This window comes from Inhella proteolytica (assembly GCF_016093275.1).
GTDB classification, from domain to species: domain Bacteria; phylum Pseudomonadota; class Gammaproteobacteria; order Burkholderiales; family Burkholderiaceae_C; genus Inhella; species Inhella proteolytica.
The window spans coordinates 34,862-51,856 of record NZ_JAEDAK010000019.1 but is presented as its reverse complement, the minus strand read 5'-3'; the positions used below and the strand labels follow the sequence as shown (position 1 = coordinate 51,856).

Below are 16,995 nucleotides of genomic sequence, written 5' to 3'. Positions count from 1 at the left end.
CCAGCATGGACACCCTCAAAGCCATTGGCATCGTTGCCTGCTCCTCCGAAGGCGCGGCGCTCTGCTACCGCACGCTCTGCCTGGAAGCGGCCGAACGCATGGGCCCGCATGCCCACCCCGAGGTGGTGATGCACGGTCATTCCCTGGCCCGCTATGTGGAGGCGCTCGACGCTGGCGACCTGCCCGCCGTGGCCGCGCTGATGCTCGACTCGGCGCGCAAGCTGGCCAAGGCCGGCGCGGGCTTCCTGATCTGCCCCGACAACACCATCCACCAGGCCCTGCCCTGGGTGCTGCCCAAATCGCCCCTGCCCTGGATCTCGATCGCCGATGCCGTGACCAAGGCCGCGCACCAGCGCGGCCTGCGCCGCCTGGGCCTGCTGGGCACCAACTGGCTGGTGGGCAGCGAGGTCTACCCGCAGGCGCTGGCGGTGCGCGGCATCGCCTGCGTGCGCCCGAACACGGCCGAGCGCGAGCGGGTCTCGCAGCTCATCATGGACGAGATGGTGCGCGGCAGCTTCACCGACACCGCGCGCCAGCACTGCCTGCAGGTGATGCAGCGCCTGCGTGACGAGGAGCGCTGCGACGGCGTGGTGCTCGGCTGCACCGAGCTGCCCCTGCTGATGGCCGACACCGAGGGCCCGCTCCCCATGCTCGATTCGACCCGCCTGCTGGCACGCGCCGCGCTGGCGCGCTCGCTCGACTGATGCGCCGCACCGCGGCCCTCGCCGCCGTGCTGCTGCTGACCGCCTGCGCCTACCCGCGCACCGTCAGCGTGTACGACGCCGAGTGCCAGGTCGAGCGCCGAAAGATGGTGCTGGAAGTGGCGGAGTACCACCGCGTGCGCGGCTGCGTCAACGAGGGCTGCGTGGCCCAGCTGGTGTTCGAGGGCGCTGTGCTGGCCACCTCCACGGTGATCTCGGGGAGCATCGTGTTGGTGGGGAACATCGTGTATTGGTTGGAGCAGCGGCGGGGGTGTCCGGAGGTGGTGGTGCCGGCTGCTTCGTCGGCTTCGGCGGTGGGGCGATGAATGCTCTGGCTCGTTGCGCCTATCGAGCGTCCATCGAGGCAGCCCTCGGGGGCTTCGCCCCCGAACCCCGACCCGCATTTCTTTGCTGCGCCAAAGAAACGCGGGGCAAAGAAAGGCGCTGAATGCACGCAGCCGGCCTCGGGCCGGCCGCGACTGCACGTCCGGTTCACATGGCTCCGAGACCCCTCCTGGGACTGCGAAAACCTGCCCGCTAAGCTGGCCGGAGTACCGGCCGACTAGACCACTGCGAACCATCACGGGCTTTCTGCGATGAGCGGAGCCCCATCCAGCACAGGAAGAGGTTTTGTGCTCGTTGGGGGTTTGTTCTTCGGAGCGCCAAGGGTGATGGTCTGCGGTGCCCGGGACGACCGGTACTCCGGGCGCCTTCGTCGTCCTGCCCGTGGAAGTCAGATGAGGGCTCGTGTCAGTGTGAGCCCAAGCACCGCCATCACAGTTCGCCCCGAGGGCGACTGTGCGGGTTGGCGCCCTTCTTTGCCCCGCGTTTCTTTGGCAAGACAAAGAAATGCGGGTCGGGGTGCAGGGGTTGAAGACCCCTGCGGGCTGCGGGCTCCCACACACAAACACCGCCGAACACGATGCGCCCTGGCCAGGATGGCTTTAAGGTCTCACGGGATTGCGGCAGCACACCAGTCCCGGTCTGCGCGATACGGTTACAAGCCCGCACACCCCCTTGTACGCATTGCGGCCCGCGCCCGCCATTGCGTACAAGCCAGCCCGCTCGCATCTGCCGAGCATGCCGGTCCCCCTGTTCACCGGAGACCGACCATGTCCACCCCCCGCCTCACGCTGCTGGCCAGCGCCCTGGCCTTGCTCAGCGCCGGTGCCCAGGCCCAGCAGGTATTGCTGCGCATCCAGCAGGATGGCCAGCAGCAGCTCTCGATCAGCCATGCCCAGAAGGGTCGTTTCGCGCTGCAGCCCGAGCGCAGCGAGGTGGCCGAGGGTGAGCTGCTGGTGATCGGGCGCGATGCCCAGGGTCAGGAGCTGTTCCGGCAGGCCACGCGCCGGCCCAACCACATTCGCGCCGAGGTGTTTGACCCGCGCACCGGCAAGATCCAGCAGGCCAAGGATCTGAGCGGCGCGGGTGCGTTGGAGGTGCGCCTGCCCTATCCCGAGGGCCTGGCCAGCGTGGAGCTGCAGGAGCAGCGCAGCGGGCGCATGACGATCAGCGCCGCCAACGCGCTCAAGCGCATCGGCCGCAACGAGATCGAGGCTCTGGCCCAGGCCGATGCCGCCGCGCGCAGCCGCATCAGCCCGCTGGCGGTGGCCAGCGGCAGCGCCATGCTGTGGGAATCCGGCGCCACCGGCGCGCGCATGGACTTGATCCTGATCGGCGACGGCTTCACCAGCGCCGAGCTGGGCCGCTGGCAGACCGAGGCGCGCCGCATTGCCGACGGCATCCTGGCCGACCCGCTGTTCGCCCGCCACAAGAACGCCTTCAACATCCGCCGCGTGGATGTGGCCAGCGCCCAGTCCGGCGTCAGCGAAGGCGGCGTGACGCGCAACACCGCGCTGGGCACGGTGATCGGTTGCTACAACATCGAGCGGCTGGTCTGTGTGGACGAGAACAAGGTGCTCAACACCGTCAGCCCGCTGACCCCCGCCGATGGCCGCGACGTCTACCTGGTGGTGGCCAACAGCAGCACCTATGGCGGCGCGGCGCTGGGCAATGTGGGCACCATGACCCTGCACCCGCAGTCCATCGAGGTGGCGCTGCACGAGATCGGCCATTCCGCCTTCAACCTGGCCGACGAGTACGACTACGGCAGCTGCGCCACCAGCAGCGAGCCCAGCGAGGTCAACGTCACCCGCCAGACCGCACGCGCCAACATCAAGTGGCGCCAGTACATCAATGCCAACACGCCGGTGCCCACGCAGGCCGGTTCGGTGGCCAACGGCACGGTGGGCCTGTTCCAGGGCGCCAAGTACTGCACCAGTGGTGTTTACCGCCCCACCGAGAACTCGCGCATGCGCGCGCTCAACAACCCCTGGCATGTGGTGAACGAGGCGCGCGCCCAGGTGGTGTTCGACTCCTACACCGGCACCCAGGTCAGCCTGCCCACCATCAGCAGCCAGCCCGCCAGCGTGACGGTGGACGCCGGCCGTACGGCGACCTTCAGCGTCAGCGCCAGCAGCAGCGCGGCGCTGAGCTACCAGTGGCGCCGCAACGGCAGCAACATCAGCGGCGCCACCGCGCCGAGCTACACCACGCCAGCCACCACGGCGGCCGACAACGGCGCCAGCTTCTCCGTCGTCGTCAGCAACAGCCGCGGCAGCGTGACCAGCAACAGCGCCACGCTGACGGTGCGGAGCAGCGGCGGCGGCAGCACGGTGAGCGGCAACCTGACCAGCGGCGGCAAGGCCAGCTACCCCAGCGCCTCGCCCGGCTACCACTACAGCGCCAACGGCGGCACTTTCAGCGCCACGCTCACGGGCCCCGCCGCGCCGGTGGATTTCGAGCTCTTCCTCTACAAGTGGAACGGCAGCGCCTGGGCGGTGGTGGCCAAGTCCGAAGGCCCGACCAGCCAGGAATCCATCAGCTACAGCGGCAGCGCCGGCTACTACTACTGGGAGGTCCGCTCCTACAGCGGCAGTGGCAGCTTCACGCTGAACTACAGCCTGCCCAACTGAGCAAGCCCGGCAGGCTCCCCAGCCCTGGCAGCAGCCAGGGCGAGGGGGCGCGCCGCACCTGCTCGCGCAGCTGCGAGGGCGAGAGCCCCATGACGCGACGGAACTGGCGGCAGAACTGCGCCTGGTCGTAGAAGCCGCAGCCCTGGGCGATCTCGGCCAGGCTCTCGTCGCCCTGCAGGCGCAGGGCCGCGGCGCGCACGCGGTTGTGGACGATGAACTCCATCGGCCCCATGCCGAAGATGCGCCGCACCAGGCGCGCGAAGCTGGCCGGCCGCATGCCCGCCAGAGCGCTCAGCTCGGCCACCGTCAGCCGGCCCTCGCTGGCCTTGGTCATGCGGTCCACCGCCTCGATCAGCCCGTCGTCCACCGCCGCACGCGCCAGGCCCTCGATGTCGCGCGACAGGCTCAGCAGCCCGCATTGCTCGCCGCGCGCGTTCAGCAGCGGGACCTTGTGCGTCACCGCCCAGCCCGGCAGGCCCTCGGCCAGCAGGATGGGGTCGAGCTGCTGCAGCAGCGGCTGGCGGTGCTGCGCCACCCAGTCGTCCTGGCTCTCGTAGCGCTGCGCCAGCGCGGCGGGCCAGATCTCGCGCGCCGGCCGCCCCAGCAGGCGCTCCACCTCGCGCCGGCCCAGGCGCCGCGCCAGCGAGGCGTTGAAGGACACATAGCGCCCGGCGCCGTCCTTGACAACGAACAGCAGGCCCGGCACGCCGTCCAGCAGCATCGCCGTCTGCGCCGCCCCGCGCAGCAGGGCCTGGCTCTCCCCATCGTCGGCCGGCAGCAGGTTCCAGCACTGCACGCAGGGCGCAGCGGCTTGAGGCGACGCGCGGCGGTGACGGGAAGGAAGGGACACGGCAGGCCAGCCAGGGCAAGGGTCGCGCATCCTGCCCGCGCGGCCCGCGCCGCGCGCTCGGGGGCGGCCCGATCCGGTGTGCCCTGACTTGCGGGCGGGGGACGGGCGTGCTTGCGCTCATGGCAAGGTCGGTGGGAAACGATCCGGCAAACTGTGCGGCCCAGAGATTCCGCTGCTGGTCATGACTCAAGCCGCCCACTCACGCCCCACCCCACAAACAGAGGGCGACTCGTCGCAGGACACGACGCGGCTTGCCGCCCTGGGCCTGTTGGCCCTGGCGGCCTGTCAGGACCAAGACGAAACGGCCTGGCCTGCTGCGGCCGGCCATCCCAGCCAGGCTCAGCCGGGTAACCAAATGCGGCGCCGCAGCGCTGTCGGCCCCAGTGCGCGCGTGCCCGACGCGCAAACCCTGATGGACTGGGCCGAGCGCGCTTACCCGCAGTACTTCCCCAGTCACGAAAGCAACCGCGAGGAAGCGCCCTACACCTACCGTTACTACCCCGGCACGGGCAACTACCTGGGTGTAGCGGATGGCGCCGTGTACATCTTCGGGCCGGTGTCCGGCAACACCTTGACCCGAGTAGGGCAGTTGAGCGACTTCTCGGCCCAGGTGTTTCCGCGCTTCGCGCCGCAGGATCGGGCCCAAGCCGCGCGCTTTTTGCTGCAAGCGCAATTCGCCGCGCGCGACACCGAGATCGATGCGGTCATGGGCCAGGGCTTCGAAGCCTGGCTGGAGGCGCAGTTTTCGGTGCCCCCTGGGCCTGCCACTTGGGACTGGCTGGTGGGGCGCGGCTACGCCGAATTCAATGAGCAGCGCTACTACTCCGGGGGGCACCCGTACTTCGACTTCGCTGCCTGGAAGCAGATCCTGAGCGCGGAGGATGCGCTACGGGTGCGGATTCAGCTGGCGCTGACAGAAATCCTGGTTGTTTCGCTCAATAGCGCCACAGCGTGGTGGCCGCATCTGGTCTACGCAACCTACTGGGATGGCCTGGGGCAACACGCCTTCGGCAACTACCGCGACCTGCTGGAGCATGTCTCCACCAGCGTCGCTATGGGCAAGTACCTCAGCATCCTTTACAGCGTCAGCGACCCTGCCACCGGGCGCGTCCCGGATGAGAACTACGCGCGCGAGCTCATGCAGCTGTTCACCATCGGCCTCTACCAGCTCAACCCGGACGGCAGCGTGAAGCGCGACGCCGCCGGAAGGCCGCTGGAGACCTATACCGCGCGGGACATCACTGGTTTGGCGCGCGTGTTCACCGGCTACGTAATTGACGACTCGGGCGAGAAGGTGGTGACGTCTGATGGATCGATCGTCAGCCACCCCACTGCCGCGCGGCGGACCATGAAGCTGGAGCCCAGTCGGCACACCAGAACCGGCCGGGAGTTTCTTGGCTGCCAGATTCCGAACACGGCGGACGGCCACGAAGCGCGCCGGCTCGCGCTGGATCACCTGTTTCAGCACCCCAATGTGGGGCCCTTCATCGGACGCCAGTTCATCCAGCGCCTGGTTACCAGCGACCCCAGCCCCGCGTATGTGGCCCGGGTGGCGGCCGCATTCAACAACAACGGCAGCGGGGTGCGTGGGGATATGAAGGCGCTGATCAGCGCCGTGTTGCTGGATGAGGAGGCGCGTGGTGCGGCGGGCCTTGCCAATCCGCAGTTCGGGAAGTTGAGCGAGCCCGCACTTCGCTTTGCTCAATGGGGACGCACGTTTGGCGTGCGCTCCCGCTCAGGGGCATGGAAGTTCAACTCACCCAATAGCAACCCAGTCGTCAATAACGGCCAGCGGCTGTTCTGGTCGCCTTCGGTGTTCAACTTTTTCCGACCGGGTTTCGTGCCCCCCGGCACCGCCATGGCGCAGCGGGGTGCGACCGCGCCGGAGTTCCAGATCGTTGACGAAAGCACCGTGGCCGGCTACGTCAACGGCTTGGAACTGATGGTCGAAGAAGGCCCCTGGATCTTTGCCCCCGAACGACCGGACATCGACCAAAGTCGACCCAGCAGCCAATCGGGCACGGACGACATGAAGCCCGATTACAGCGCCGAACTGGCTTTGGTTCTCCAGCCCGAAGCGCTGATTGACCGCCTGAACCTGCTGCTTTGCGCTGGGCGACTTTCCCAAACCACCCGCAGGCAACTGGTCAACGCCTTGAACAGCGAACCGATCCAGGCATCGAGCCCTGACTGGGCCAAACGCCGCCAGGTGGCCCGGGCCGTCCTCATGGTCATGGTCTGCCCCGAGTACCTGGTCCAGAAGTGAATGGAGCACGCCGAATGACTTCCTGCAACGCCAGCCGCCGTGCCTTTTTGCGGCATGCCGGACGCTTCGCCCTGGCCGGCACGGCTGCCCCATTGGCCCTGAACCTTGCCGCCTTGGGCGAGGCCGCCGCTTTCACTGCCAGCGACTACAAGGCCTTGGTGTGCGTGTTCCTGTACGGTGGCATGGATCACGCGAACACGCTGGTGCATGCCGACGCGACGCGCCACGCGCAGTACGCGGCCATCCGCCGGGGTCTGGCCGTGCCCTTGAACCAGCTTGACGCCACCCGGTTGCAGCCTGCGCAGGCGCTGCCCGAAGGCCAGGCCTTCGCACTGCACCCCGCCATGCCCGAGCTGAGTGCACTGTTCAACCAAGGCAAGGCGGGAGTGCTCTTCAATGTGGGCCCGTTGATTGCGCCGCTCACCAAGGCCCAGTTCAACAGCGGCGACACCCTGCGCTATCCGGTGCCCCCCAAGCTCTTCTCACACAACGACCACGCCTCGATCTGGCAGTCCTCCGACGTAGAGGGTTCGGTGAGTGGCTGGGGCGGCAGGCTTGGCGATCTGGCGCTGGCTGGCAACGGCAGCTCGGTGTTCACCTGCATCAGTGCTGCGGGCCAGGCCGTGTTTGTGTCCGGCCAGAGCGCTGTGGGCTATCAGGTCACGCACGAGGGTCCGGTGGCCTTGCGACCGTTTCAGAACGGGGTGTTGGGCTCGCAGGCGATGGTGCCTTTCCTGCGCGAATTGATCACGCAGGCGCGCGGCCATGAGCTGGAGGCGGCCTACAACCAGGTCATGGCACGCTCCATCACGGCCGGCACACAGCTCAGCGCTGCCTTGGCGCCCGTGCCCGTGCAGCCCGGCTTTCCGGCCGGGAACTCGCTCGCCGACCAGTTGCAGATCGTGGTTCGGATCATGGCCGCGCGCCAGAGTCTGGGCGTGAAGCGGCAGGTGTTCATGGTGGCGCTGCCAGGTTTCGACCACCACGATGGGCTGCTCGGTGCCCACCCCGCGCTGGTGGGCACGCTCAGCAAGGCGCTGCAGGCCTTCTATTCGGCCACCGAGAGCCTGGGTCTGGCTTCGCAGGTGACCACCTTCACGGCCAGCGACTTTGGCCGCGCGCTCAGCTCCAACGGCGACGGCACCGACCACGGCTGGGGCGGCCATCACTTTGTGCTGGGCGGCGCCGTCAAGGGCCAGGCGTTTTACGGAACCCCGCCACCGCCCAGCGTGGGCGAGAGCACCGCCCCGGAGGACCAATGGCATGTGGGCAACGGGCGCCTGCTGCCCACTTCTTCTGTGGACCAGTTCGGCGCCACCCTGGGGCGCTGGTTTGGCGCCAGCGAAAGCGAGCTGCGGACCGTCTTCCCCAATCTGCACAACTTTGGCGGCTCGCTGGGCGCCCAGGCGTATCCGATCGATCTCGGCTTCATGCGCTGAGAACCCGCATCGCGGGAGTTTCTACAAATTCCCCGCAAACAGCTTCCGAATGAACATCGCCTTGAAGCCCTGCGCCTCATCCAGCCCCAGGCGCTCGAGATAGGCCGGCGGCGCCTCCTTGCCCTCCCAGAAGGCCTTCATGGCCAGCTTCACGAGCTCCACCGGGTTCTGGGTGGCCTTCTTGAGCCGGCGCAGCGCGGCCACGATCTTGAGTTCGTCGGGCGTGAGGTCGGTGCCGAAGGGGAAGCCGGGCAGCAGGCCCTGTTCGGTGAAGGGGTGCAGCTTGGCGTCCAGTTCCTGCGGAGTGTTGTGGCGGTAACGCTCGGGCAGCTGCCAGTCGTCTTCCAGCTTGCCGTGCTGCTTGGCTTCCTTGATGAGTTCGTCTTGGAAGCGCGAGTCGGTGATGGCCAGTAGGCGCTTGACGATCTCGGCGTCGCTGCAGCCACGCAGCTCGGCCACGCCGTATTCGGTGATGACGACATCGCGCAGATGGCGCGGGATGGTGCAGTGGCCGTAGCGATAGACGATGTTGCTGACCGGGCCGTCGGCGGTTTCCTTGGTGGCGCGCAGCATCAGGATGGAGCGCGCATCGGGCAGCGCATGCGCCATGGCGACGAAGTTGTACTGCCCGCCCACGCCGCTCACCACACGGCCGTCTTCCAGCGCATCAGAGGCGGCAGCACCCAGCAGCGTCACCTTCATGGTGGTGTTCATGAAGGCGGCCTTGCGGCGCTGGGCGCGCTTGAGGTCCATGGCAGCGCCACCGTGCGCGTCCAGGCGGTTGATGGCGTCGATGCGCGTCATGTCGATCTGCGCACGCTGCTCGGGCGTCAGGTCGCGCAGCGCCTGGTAGAAGCTGCCGGGGCCCAGAAAGAAGCCGCCGGTCATGCAGACGCCGCCGGGGAGGGTGGCCGGGTCCAGCTTGCCTTCGTTGACGGCGAGTTGGGTGGCCAGGTCGTCGAACACGCGGCGGCGCACGATGCCGGCCTGCATCAGCTGCAGCAGGCCGTTGACGAACATCTCTGAGCAGCCGTACAGGCCCTCGGCAAAGCGGCCGAGCTCGCGGTTGCCCAGGCCGTCGGGGCAGAGCGTGGCCAGCATCTGCCGGTAGGTCTCGCCCTGCTGGTCGCGCAGGATCAAGGCCTGCGCAATCGCGTCGCCCAGGCTGCCGATGCCGATCTGCAGCGTGCCGCCGTCCTGCACCAGCGAGCTGGCGTGCAGGCCGATGGCGTAGTCGGTGGTGCTGATCTTGCCGTTGGGCGGCGCGAACAGGGTGTGCGTGCCCTCGGGGCAATCGACCACGGCGTCGAAGAAGTCGGGCGCCACCACGGCCTCGCCTTCCATGAAGGGCATCTGGCGGTTGATGACGGCGATCTTCAGCAGCGGCCGGCCGGCGGCGGCGCAGCGCTCCACCAGCTCGGCGGTGAGGTCGGGGTTGCTGGACAGGCTGAACTGCTGCACGCCGTCCTGCCAGCGCTCGGCCACCGCCTGCGCCACGACATTGATGCCCTGGCCGACCAGGTCGCGCGCGGCAAAGGTGTAGTTGGTGCTGATGTAGTGCTGCTGCGCGGCAGTGTTGTGCAGGTAGTCGCCGGTCTTCATGAAGAACTCGCGTACCTCGATGTTCGGGGGCAGGCCGGGGCCGCGCAGGTCCTTCACGTAGTCGAAGTCGGGGTAATCGCGGAACACGCGCTCCACCAGCGGGGCCAGGAAGGCCTGTTCGAGCTCGCTCTTGCCGCTGGGCTTTTCCAGCGAGAGCGCGGTGACGATGGCCAGGCGCCGCGTCGGGTCCGCCTTGATGCGGCGGTACAGCGCGTTGACGAAGGGGTTGGGCTTGCCGATGCCCAGCGGCAGGCCGAGCACGATGGGGCCGGGAATGCGGGCGAGCAGGACGTCCACGGCGGCGCCGAGCGAATCGAATCGTTGTGTCATGGGATGGTCTCCTGCCGCGATGCTGCCGCAGCCTCGCAGCGCTGGCGTTGACCTGGGTCAGGCCGAGGCGGGCGGCTCGGCCGTCAGCTCACGGGCGCGGGCCAGCGCGGGCTCCAGCTGCTCGAACAGCTCGACCGGCCGGCTTTCTTCCCACAGCGCCACCATGCGCGGCAGCATCAGCCAGCGTGCCTCCACCTCGGGAGCGGCCACGCACAGGGTGTGGGTGCCGTTCAGGCCGGCGCTCACGAACAGGCGCACGGCCTTCTCGAAGCGGACCCAGGCCTCGGGCGGCATCAGCATGCTGTCCTGCCAGTGCACCAGTTCCACATAGCGACCATCGGCCGGCCGGGCGGCGCGCAGATCGGCGATGGCGGTGGTGCCGCGCACCATCAGTTCGGCATTGAAGGGCCCGCGGGCCTGGATCAGCAGCAGCCGGTCGTTCCAGTCGATCTGCACCTCGCCATGCGCAGGGAAGCGCGCAGGCTGCCAGGGGTTGATCTCGGCGTGCATGGGGCCCAAGCCTATGGCCAGCCGGACCGCCTGCCAAGCCGGGCGTGGCAGCATGGGCGCATGGAATGCCGCCCCCGTTGCGCTGCCTGCTGCATCGCGCCCTCGATTTCCTCGCCCATCCCCGGCATGCCGAACGGCAAGCCCGCCGGCGTGCGCTGCATCCAGCTCGATGAGGAAGACCGCTGCCGGATCTTCGGCAGCCCTGAGCGCCCGGCCGTCTGCGGCTCGCTGGAGCCCAGCGCCGAGATGTGCGGCGAAAGCCGCGAGCAGGCGATGCGCTGGCTGGGCTGGATGGAGCAGAGCACCCAGCCTTGAGCGGGTCAGGGCCTCAGCGCTTCAGCGCCGGGTCCCAGTGCTCGGTGATCTTGCCGTCGCGCACGCGGAACTGGTCGAACCAGGTGGTGGTGTAGGGCTTGCCCTCGGCGTCCTGGCGCGTGGCCACGAAGCTCAGCACCACCAGATCGCCCTCGGCCACGACGGCCACCAGCGGGCTTTGCACGCGCGTCTGCACGGGCTTGGGGGTGGCGCCGGCAAAGGCCTTCTGGAAGCCGGCCAGGCCGGTGGGCACCATGGGGTTGTGCTGCCGGTAGTCGGGGTGCAAGTACTGCGGTGCACGCTCCAGCTGGCGGGCCTCGAAGACCTCGCGCCAGAAGTCGTAGACGAGGCGCTTGTTGGCGGCGAGCTGGGGGTCGGCACTGGCGAGCATCGCCTCGTGGTCGGGGTTGGCGACGACAGGCAGCTCGGCCCAGGCCGGGGTGCTGAGCAGGGCGGCCAGCGCGAGGGCGGCAAGACGCATGACGGGCTCCTTAAGGGGCCGGCAGTGTCGCCAGCCACTTCGTGCCAGCCGAAGGTCAGCGGCGCGCTTTGTTCATCACCACCATGCCGGCCAGCACCAGCGTGCCGCCAGCCAGCAGCGAGGCGTCCACCGCCTCGCCCAGCCAGAAGGTGGCGATGGCCACGCCGAACACCGGCACCAGGCTGATGTAGGCCGAAGCCGCACCGGCGCCCAGCGCGGCCACGCCCTCGAAGTACCAGGCGTAGGCCAGCACGGTGGAGCCCACCACCATGAAGAGCAGGGCGCCCCACCAGCCCAGGCCCAGCTGCAGCGGCAGGGCCAGTCCGGCGGGCTCGAACAGCGCGGCGCTGAGCAGCAGCAGGCTCAGGCCGAAGCCGGCGGTGACGGTGGTGGTGGTGAGCGCGTCGATGCCGCCCAGCAGCTTCTTGCCCAACAGGGTGTAGCCGCTCCAGCACACCACGCAACCCAGCAGCAGGGCCTCGCCCACGCCGGCACCGCCGGTGAAGAGCGTCCAGGGCCTGCCATGCGTCAGCACCACGGCGGCGCCGCCCACGGCCAGGGCCATGCCCAGGGCGATGCGCGTGCTCAGGCGTTCGCCCAGCAGCCAGGCGGCCAGCAGCAGGGTCAGCACCGGGTTGGTCGTCACCACCAGGGCGGCGCGGCCGGCCGGCAGATGTTGCAGGCCCATCAGGAAGAAGGCCGCGTAGCCGAACACGCCCAGGGCCCCGCCCAGGGCCAGGCCGGCCCATTGGCGCGGCGTCAGCGCCTTCAGCGTGGCCGCGCCGGAGCGCGCCAGCAGCCAGCCCAGCAGCAGCAGCAGCGAAAGCGCGAAGCGCCAGCTGCTGGCCGAAAGCGCCGGGGCCTGGCTGGCCACCACCTTGCCGGCCGGCCAGGCCGCCCCCCAGAGCCCGGCCATGCCCAGCAGCTTGAGGTGAACGAGCCAGGGGCGGGCGGCGGCAGGGGCGGTGGCGACAGCGGTCATCGGCGCAGTGTCGGGGTTTCCCCGTAACCGGGTGGGGGATGGGGCTGGGCGACTGCCTAAGATCCGCCCCCTTTTCCCTTGCCGCCCCGACCGTCCATGTGGAGTGCCCTGATTTCCGTTGCCCTGTTGCATTGGCTGGTGCTGGTGACGCCGGGCGCCAATTTCCTGCTCGTGGGTCAGCTGGCGGCCTCGGGGCAGCGCCGGGCGGCGCTGCTGGCCTGCCTGGGCATCACCTGCGTCACCTTCACCTGGGCCTTGCTGGCGGTGCTGGGCGTGGGCGCGGTGTTTGCGCTGCACCCGCTGCTGCGCCAAGGGGCGCAGGTGGCCGGCGGGCTGTACCTGCTGTGGGTGGCGTGGCGCCTGCTGCGCTCCGGCGGCGCGGCCGCGGCGGCCCCCGGGGCAGCCGCACCGCTGCGGAGTGCGCAGGCCTTCCGGCTCGGCTTTCTGACCAACATCCTGAACCCCAAGACGGCGCTTTTCTTCAGCAGCGCCTTCGCGGCCCTGCTGCCGCCGGGGGCTGGCTGGGGCCTGAGCGCCGCGGCGGTGCTGCTGGTCTATCTGAATGCCCTGGTCTGGCATCTGTTCCTGGCGCTGGCCTTTGGCAATCCGCGGGTGCTGCGCTTCTACGCGGCGCGCCGCCAGGGCCTGAACCGCCTGTGCGGCAGCCTGGTGGGCGTGTTCGGCCTGCGCCTGCTGGCGCCCGTGCTGCTGGAGCTGCGCGCGCGCTGACCCCCCCAGGCGCGGTAATAACTCGCCTATTTGTTTGAATTTGTGACGGATGGCGGTTTCCAGCTCGGGGCCGAACTGTCATCCTTGCGCGCATGCCTACACCCGCCCCCCGCTCTGGTGCCCGGCCTGCGGCCGGTGCGTTTTCTCAGGAACGTCGCAGTGGCAGCGACCGGCGCCAGCGCGACGAGGGCCCGCCGCGCGGCCTGCGCGAACGCCGTGTGCACATGGAGGCCCGCCGCCCGCAAGTGGAAGAGCTGGAGATGACGCTGGAGGAGTTCCAGCGCCTGCTGGAGCAGACCGAGGCGCCGCAGCTGGACGAAGCCACGCGCGCGCTGGCCGAGCGGGCGCAGATTGCGCGCGACCGGCACCGCAACTGAGCGCCCTGAGGCGCGGCCCTACATCTCCCGGAACAGGTGCAGGTAGCTGCGGCTCACCGGCAGGGTTTCGCTGCGGCCGCGCAGCTCCAGCGTGGCGGTGTCGTTCTCGGCGCGGCGCACGCGGCGCACCTGGTCCAGATTGACGACGACGGCGCGGTGCACCTGGGCGTAGCGGGCCGGGTCCAGCTGGGCCAGCAGCTCCTTCAGCGGCAGGCGGATCAAGGCCTCGGCGGCGCGGCCCTGGTCGTCGCGGTAGGCCACCAGGGTCAGCTTGCTGTCGGCCTTCAGGTAGTCGATGCACTCGACCGGAATCATCAGCAGCGCATCGCCCACGCTGGCGCGCAGCCAGCGCAGGCGCTCCGGCCCGGCGGCGGGCCCGGCCGCCCCGCCGCCGCGCAGCTGCTGCGCGAGCTGGCCGGCCAGGCGCAGCAGCAGTTCCTCGCTGTGCAGCACCGGCTGGCCTAGGCGCGCCTGCAGGCGCGAGACCGTCTCGGCCAGGCGCGCCGGGGTCACCGGCTTGACGAGGTAGTCGAGCACGCCATGCTCGAAGGCTTCGAGCGCGTACTGGTCGTAGGCGGTGACGAACACCAGATGCGCGCGCCGCCCGATGGCGCGCGCAGCCTCCACGCCGCTGACGCCCGGCATGTGCACGTCCAGAAAGCAGATGGCGGGCTGCAGGCGCTCGAACTGCTCGATGGCCTCGCGGCCGTTGCGCGCCTCGGCCACGATCTGCAGCTCCGGCCAGGCCTTGGCCAGGCGTTGAATGAGGAGCTCGCGCAGCAGCGGTTCGTCGTCGGCAATCAGGGCGGTGGGCGGGGCGTTCAAGCGGCAATCTCCAGGGCCGGGAAGCTCAGCTCCACACGCACGCCATGCGGCTGCACGGCGTGCAGCTGCAGCTGCACCTCGCCATTGAACACGAGCTCCAGGCGCTCGCGCAGGGTCTTTAGCCCGGTGCCCAGGCCGCGGCCGCTGGCGCCCAGGCCCACGCCGGTGTCCAGCACCGTGACGCGGCAGCGGCCGTCCTCGCGCCGCAACTGCAGCTCGATGCGGCCGCCGTCCTCGCTCGGGTCGATGCCATGGCGCACGGCGTTCTCCACCAGGGTCAGCAGGGTCAGCGGCGGGCAATGCAGCTTCAGCACGCCGGGGTCGAACTCGACCGCGACCTGCAGGCGGTCGGGCATGCGCAGCTGCATCAGGTCCAGGTAGGCGCGCACCATCTCCAGCTCCTGGCCGAGGCGGTGGCCGGCTTCATCGAGCCGCGGCACCGCGGCGCGCAGGTAGTCGATCAGGCTCTGCAACACGGCCGGTGCGCGCGCGCTGCCGGTCTCCACCAGGGCCTGGATGTTGGCCAGGGTGTTGAACAGGAAATGCGGCTGCACCTGGGCCGAAAGCAGGCGCATGCGCGCGTCCAGCGCCTGGCGCGCCAGCTCGCTGCGCTCCAGCTCAAAGGCCAGGGCCTGCTCGGTCACCCAGGCCTCGCGCTGCTTGACCAGGGCCGAGAGCGCCACCCAGGGCGCCAGCAGTACGCCGAGGATGGTGAACATGGCGAAGCCCGCCACGCGCTTTTCGTCCATCCAGAACGGCGGCGCGCCGGCTTGCGTGCTGGCGATGTAGATGGCCAGGGTGGCGATGGGCACGGCCAGCCCCACGCCCATCACCTGCAGGGCCCAGCGCGCCAGCCAGCGCGGCAGCTGGCGCGGCCACTGCTCCAGCACACCAAACACCAGCAGCAGCACCGCGCCCAGGCCGAACACGCGCAGCCACAGCCCGGGCAAGGGCGATTCCCAGGGCAGGCTGAGCAGGGCGGCCACGACGGCGCAGGTGATGGCGGTGGCGCGCACCCGGCGCCAGCCAAACAGCTGGCGCCAGCCGCGCGGCTTGGGCAGGGCGGGAGACATGGGCTTCACGATAGCGGCAGCGGCGCGGCTCTCAGGCGGCCACCAGCCCGTCCGCGCGCGCAAGCTGCGGCCGCGCCAGCACCCAGGCCAGCGCCAGGAACCAGGGGATCTGGCCCAGGCCGAACAGCATCACCGCCTGCTGCAGCGGCGGCCAGATGCTCAGCACCCCGCCCAGGCCGATCAACACCCCCAAGCCGTGCAACCAGCGCCCCCAGGCCTGCGCCTGGGCGGCCGCCGCGCCGATCAGCAGCACCCACACGCCGCCCACCAGCTCGTTGCCGCCGCCCAGCGCGTCCTGCACCACGCCCAAGGCCAGCCACATGCCCAGCAGCCCCTCGCGCGAGGGCTGACGCGCCAGCACCTCCACGCCCAGGATGCCGATGAAGCCGCTGGCCAGCAGCAGCCCGGCCCAGACCCAGGCCAGCGGCGTGGCCAGCGCCATCCAGCCCGGCGCCCGCGCGCCCAGGCGTTCCTGCAGGCCCTGCGCCAGCACCCCCAAGGCCAGGCCCTGGGCCGGGTAGAGCAGCAGCCAGGCCTGCCAGGCGCGCCGGTGTTCCAGCACGAAGTCCAGCCGGGCCGCCGGCGTCAGCGGGCTGCCTGGGTTGAACAGCGTGGCCTGCAACACGAAGCTGAGCACATAGCCCAGGCCCAGAAAGGCGGCCGCCCAGGCGGCGGCGCGGCGGAGGTTGAGGTTCATAGCGGCGGGCTCCAGAGCATGTGAAAGGCGCCGAACAGGCCGGCGGCGGTGAGCAGCACCAGGGCGGCCAGCAACAGGGCCACGGCGCCATGGAAAGCGGGGCGGGCGCTGCGGCGTGCCGCGCGCAGCAGCTCGAACACCGCCAGCGGCAGCAGGGTCTGCGCAAAGGCCAGTGTGGTGAGGAAGGGCCCGTCGAAGGTCTTGGGGTCGAAGCCCACGGGCTTGCCATGCCACATCAGCCACAGCGGCAGGCCCAGGCGAAAGAACCACACGCCCGAAACGGCCAGGAAGAGCCGCAGCGCCCAGGCGCGGTGCGCCTCGATGCGGCGCGCCCGCGCCGCCCGCCAGGCCAGCCCGGCGAAAGCCAGCATCAGCAGCGCGTTCAGGCTGATGCCCAGATGCTGGCCCAGGCCGCCGAGGGCCGGCCGCGTCCAGACCAGCAGCAGGCCGCCAACCGCCAGCGTGGCGGCGGCGATCAGGTAAGCGCGGCCGATGCCGCGGTGCAAGGCCGGGCGCGCGCGCCGCAGCGGTGGCAGCAGCTGCAGTGCGCCACCCACCAGGATCAAGAGCGCGAACAGCAGGTGCAGCCCGACCAGGGCGTTGCCCCAGGCATCCCCCGGCGTGTAGCCCTTGGGCAGCTTGAGGTTCCAGGATTCCAGCCGGCCCTGCAGCGTGGGCAGCAGATAGGCCGCCACCAGGTAGGCCGCGAACAGCAGCTGGCCGCCGAGGGCAAGCGCGAGCCAGAGGGCGGCGCTGACGTCGAGCAGGCGCCGCGGCAGGCCGGCCGGTGGCGAGAGCGGCGGTGCAGCCGCCGCGAAGACATGGGACATCGCAGGCTTTCCG

The 16,995-nt window shown here is 69.9% G+C and carries 17 protein-coding genes; 8 read left to right on the top strand and 9 right to left on the bottom strand.

From position 1 onward, the window contains the following. The first annotated feature begins 5 nt into the window (after positions 1-5). The 3 genes from I7X39_RS20215 (at position 6) to I7X39_RS20205 (ending at position 3,676) form a co-directional block, all read left to right on the top strand. Positions 6-704: an aspartate/glutamate racemase family protein gene (locus tag I7X39_RS20215; protein WP_198112992.1), complete on the top strand. Its 699-nt coding sequence runs from the start codon at positions 6-8 to the stop codon at positions 702-704. Next, positions 704-1,027, top strand: coding sequence for a hypothetical protein (locus tag I7X39_RS20210; protein ID WP_198112991.1), 324 nt, complete (start codon positions 704-706; stop codon positions 1,025-1,027). Before I7X39_RS20215 ends, I7X39_RS20210 begins: the two co-directional genes overlap by 1 nt. A 786-nt stretch (positions 1,028-1,813) precedes the next feature. Next, positions 1,814-3,676: a M64 family metallopeptidase gene (locus tag I7X39_RS20205; RefSeq protein WP_198112990.1), complete on the top strand. Its 1,863-nt coding sequence runs from the start codon at positions 1,814-1,816 to the stop codon at positions 3,674-3,676. Here the strand turns inward: I7X39_RS20205 and I7X39_RS20200 are convergent. Beyond that, positions 3,648-4,472 carry a helix-turn-helix domain-containing protein gene (locus I7X39_RS20200; protein WP_198112989.1) on the bottom strand — a complete coding sequence of 275 codons (825 nt, stop codon included), beginning with the start codon at positions 4,470-4,472 and terminating at the stop codon, positions 3,648-3,650. The two genes, I7X39_RS20205 and I7X39_RS20200, sit on opposite strands and share 29 nt — an antisense overlap. 235 nt (positions 4,473-4,707) lie before the next feature. Here I7X39_RS20200 and I7X39_RS20195 point away from each other — a divergent pair, with 235 nt between their 5' ends. Next, on the top strand, positions 4,708-6,792 hold the full coding sequence (locus I7X39_RS20195) for a DUF1800 domain-containing protein (RefSeq protein ID WP_198112988.1): 2,085 nt from the start codon (positions 4,708-4,710) through the stop codon (positions 6,790-6,792). A gap of 14 nt (positions 6,793-6,806) precedes the next feature. Further along, positions 6,807-8,231, top strand: a complete 1,425-nt coding sequence (locus tag I7X39_RS20190; RefSeq protein ID WP_198112987.1) for a DUF1501 domain-containing protein — start codon at positions 6,807-6,809, stop codon at positions 8,229-8,231. A 21-nt stretch (positions 8,232-8,252) separates the two neighbouring features. Here the strand turns inward: I7X39_RS20190 and I7X39_RS20185 are convergent, their stop codons facing one another. Both I7X39_RS20185 and I7X39_RS20180 read right to left on the bottom strand, forming a co-directional pair. Further along, the gene (locus I7X39_RS20185) at positions 8,253-10,163 is read right to left on the bottom strand and encodes an acetyl-CoA hydrolase/transferase C-terminal domain-containing protein (protein ID WP_198112986.1); all 1,911 of its coding nucleotides are present in this window, start codon (positions 10,161-10,163) and stop codon (positions 8,253-8,255) included. A 57-nt stretch (positions 10,164-10,220) separates the two neighbouring features. Beyond that, positions 10,221-10,673 carry a hypothetical protein gene (locus I7X39_RS20180; RefSeq protein WP_198112985.1) on the bottom strand — a complete coding sequence of 151 codons (453 nt, stop codon included), beginning with the start codon at positions 10,671-10,673 and terminating at the stop codon, positions 10,221-10,223. A 60-nt stretch (positions 10,674-10,733) separates the two neighbouring features. On the opposite strand from I7X39_RS20180, the gene I7X39_RS20175 reads away from it, so the two are divergent. Beyond that, a complete protein-coding gene (locus I7X39_RS20175; RefSeq protein ID WP_198112984.1) occupies positions 10,734-10,988 on the top strand; it encodes a YkgJ family cysteine cluster protein in 255 nt (84 codons plus the stop codon). 13 nt (positions 10,989-11,001) lie between these two features. Here I7X39_RS20175 and I7X39_RS20170 read toward each other — a convergent pair whose 3' ends face one another. After that, the gene (locus I7X39_RS20170) at positions 11,002-11,469 is read right to left on the bottom strand and encodes a nuclear transport factor 2 family protein (protein ID WP_198112983.1); all 468 of its coding nucleotides are present in this window, start codon (positions 11,467-11,469) and stop codon (positions 11,002-11,004) included. 55 nt (positions 11,470-11,524) lie between these two features. After that, positions 11,525-12,451, bottom strand: coding sequence for a DMT family transporter (locus I7X39_RS20165; RefSeq protein ID WP_198112982.1), 927 nt, complete (start codon positions 12,449-12,451; stop codon positions 11,525-11,527). Positions 12,452-12,547: 96 nt separating this feature from the next. On the opposite strand from I7X39_RS20165, the gene I7X39_RS20160 reads away from it, so the two are divergent. Both I7X39_RS20160 and I7X39_RS20155 read left to right on the top strand, forming a co-directional pair. Continuing rightward, entirely contained in the window at positions 12,548-13,180 is a 633-nt protein-coding gene (locus I7X39_RS20160) for a LysE family translocator (protein ID WP_198112981.1), read from the top strand. 92 nt (positions 13,181-13,272) lie between these two features. After that, positions 13,273-13,557, top strand: coding sequence for a hypothetical protein (locus I7X39_RS20155; protein ID WP_198112980.1), 285 nt, complete (start codon positions 13,273-13,275; stop codon positions 13,555-13,557). A gap of 18 nt (positions 13,558-13,575) precedes the next feature. On the opposite strand, the gene I7X39_RS20150 is transcribed toward I7X39_RS20155, so the two are convergent. The 4 genes from I7X39_RS20150 to I7X39_RS20135 are packed head-to-tail and all read right to left on the bottom strand — an operon-like array spanning position 13,576 to position 16,982. Next, positions 13,576-14,382, bottom strand: a complete 807-nt coding sequence (locus I7X39_RS20150) for a LytR/AlgR family response regulator transcription factor (RefSeq protein WP_198112979.1) — start codon at positions 14,380-14,382, stop codon at positions 13,576-13,578. After that, a complete protein-coding gene (locus I7X39_RS20145) occupies positions 14,379-15,455 on the bottom strand; it encodes a sensor histidine kinase (RefSeq protein ID WP_198112978.1) in 1,077 nt (358 codons plus the stop codon). The genes I7X39_RS20150 and I7X39_RS20145 overlap by 4 nt, the downstream gene beginning before the upstream one ends. Before the next feature lie 31 nt (positions 15,456-15,486). After that, entirely contained in the window at positions 15,487-16,152 is a 666-nt protein-coding gene (locus I7X39_RS20140; RefSeq protein ID WP_198112977.1) for a hypothetical protein, read from the bottom strand. Then, entirely contained in the window at positions 16,149-16,982 is an 834-nt protein-coding gene (locus I7X39_RS20135; RefSeq protein ID WP_198112976.1) for a DUF2306 domain-containing protein, read from the bottom strand. Before I7X39_RS20135 ends, I7X39_RS20140 begins: the two co-directional genes overlap by 4 nt. Between the last annotated feature and the right edge of the window lie 13 nt (positions 16,983-16,995).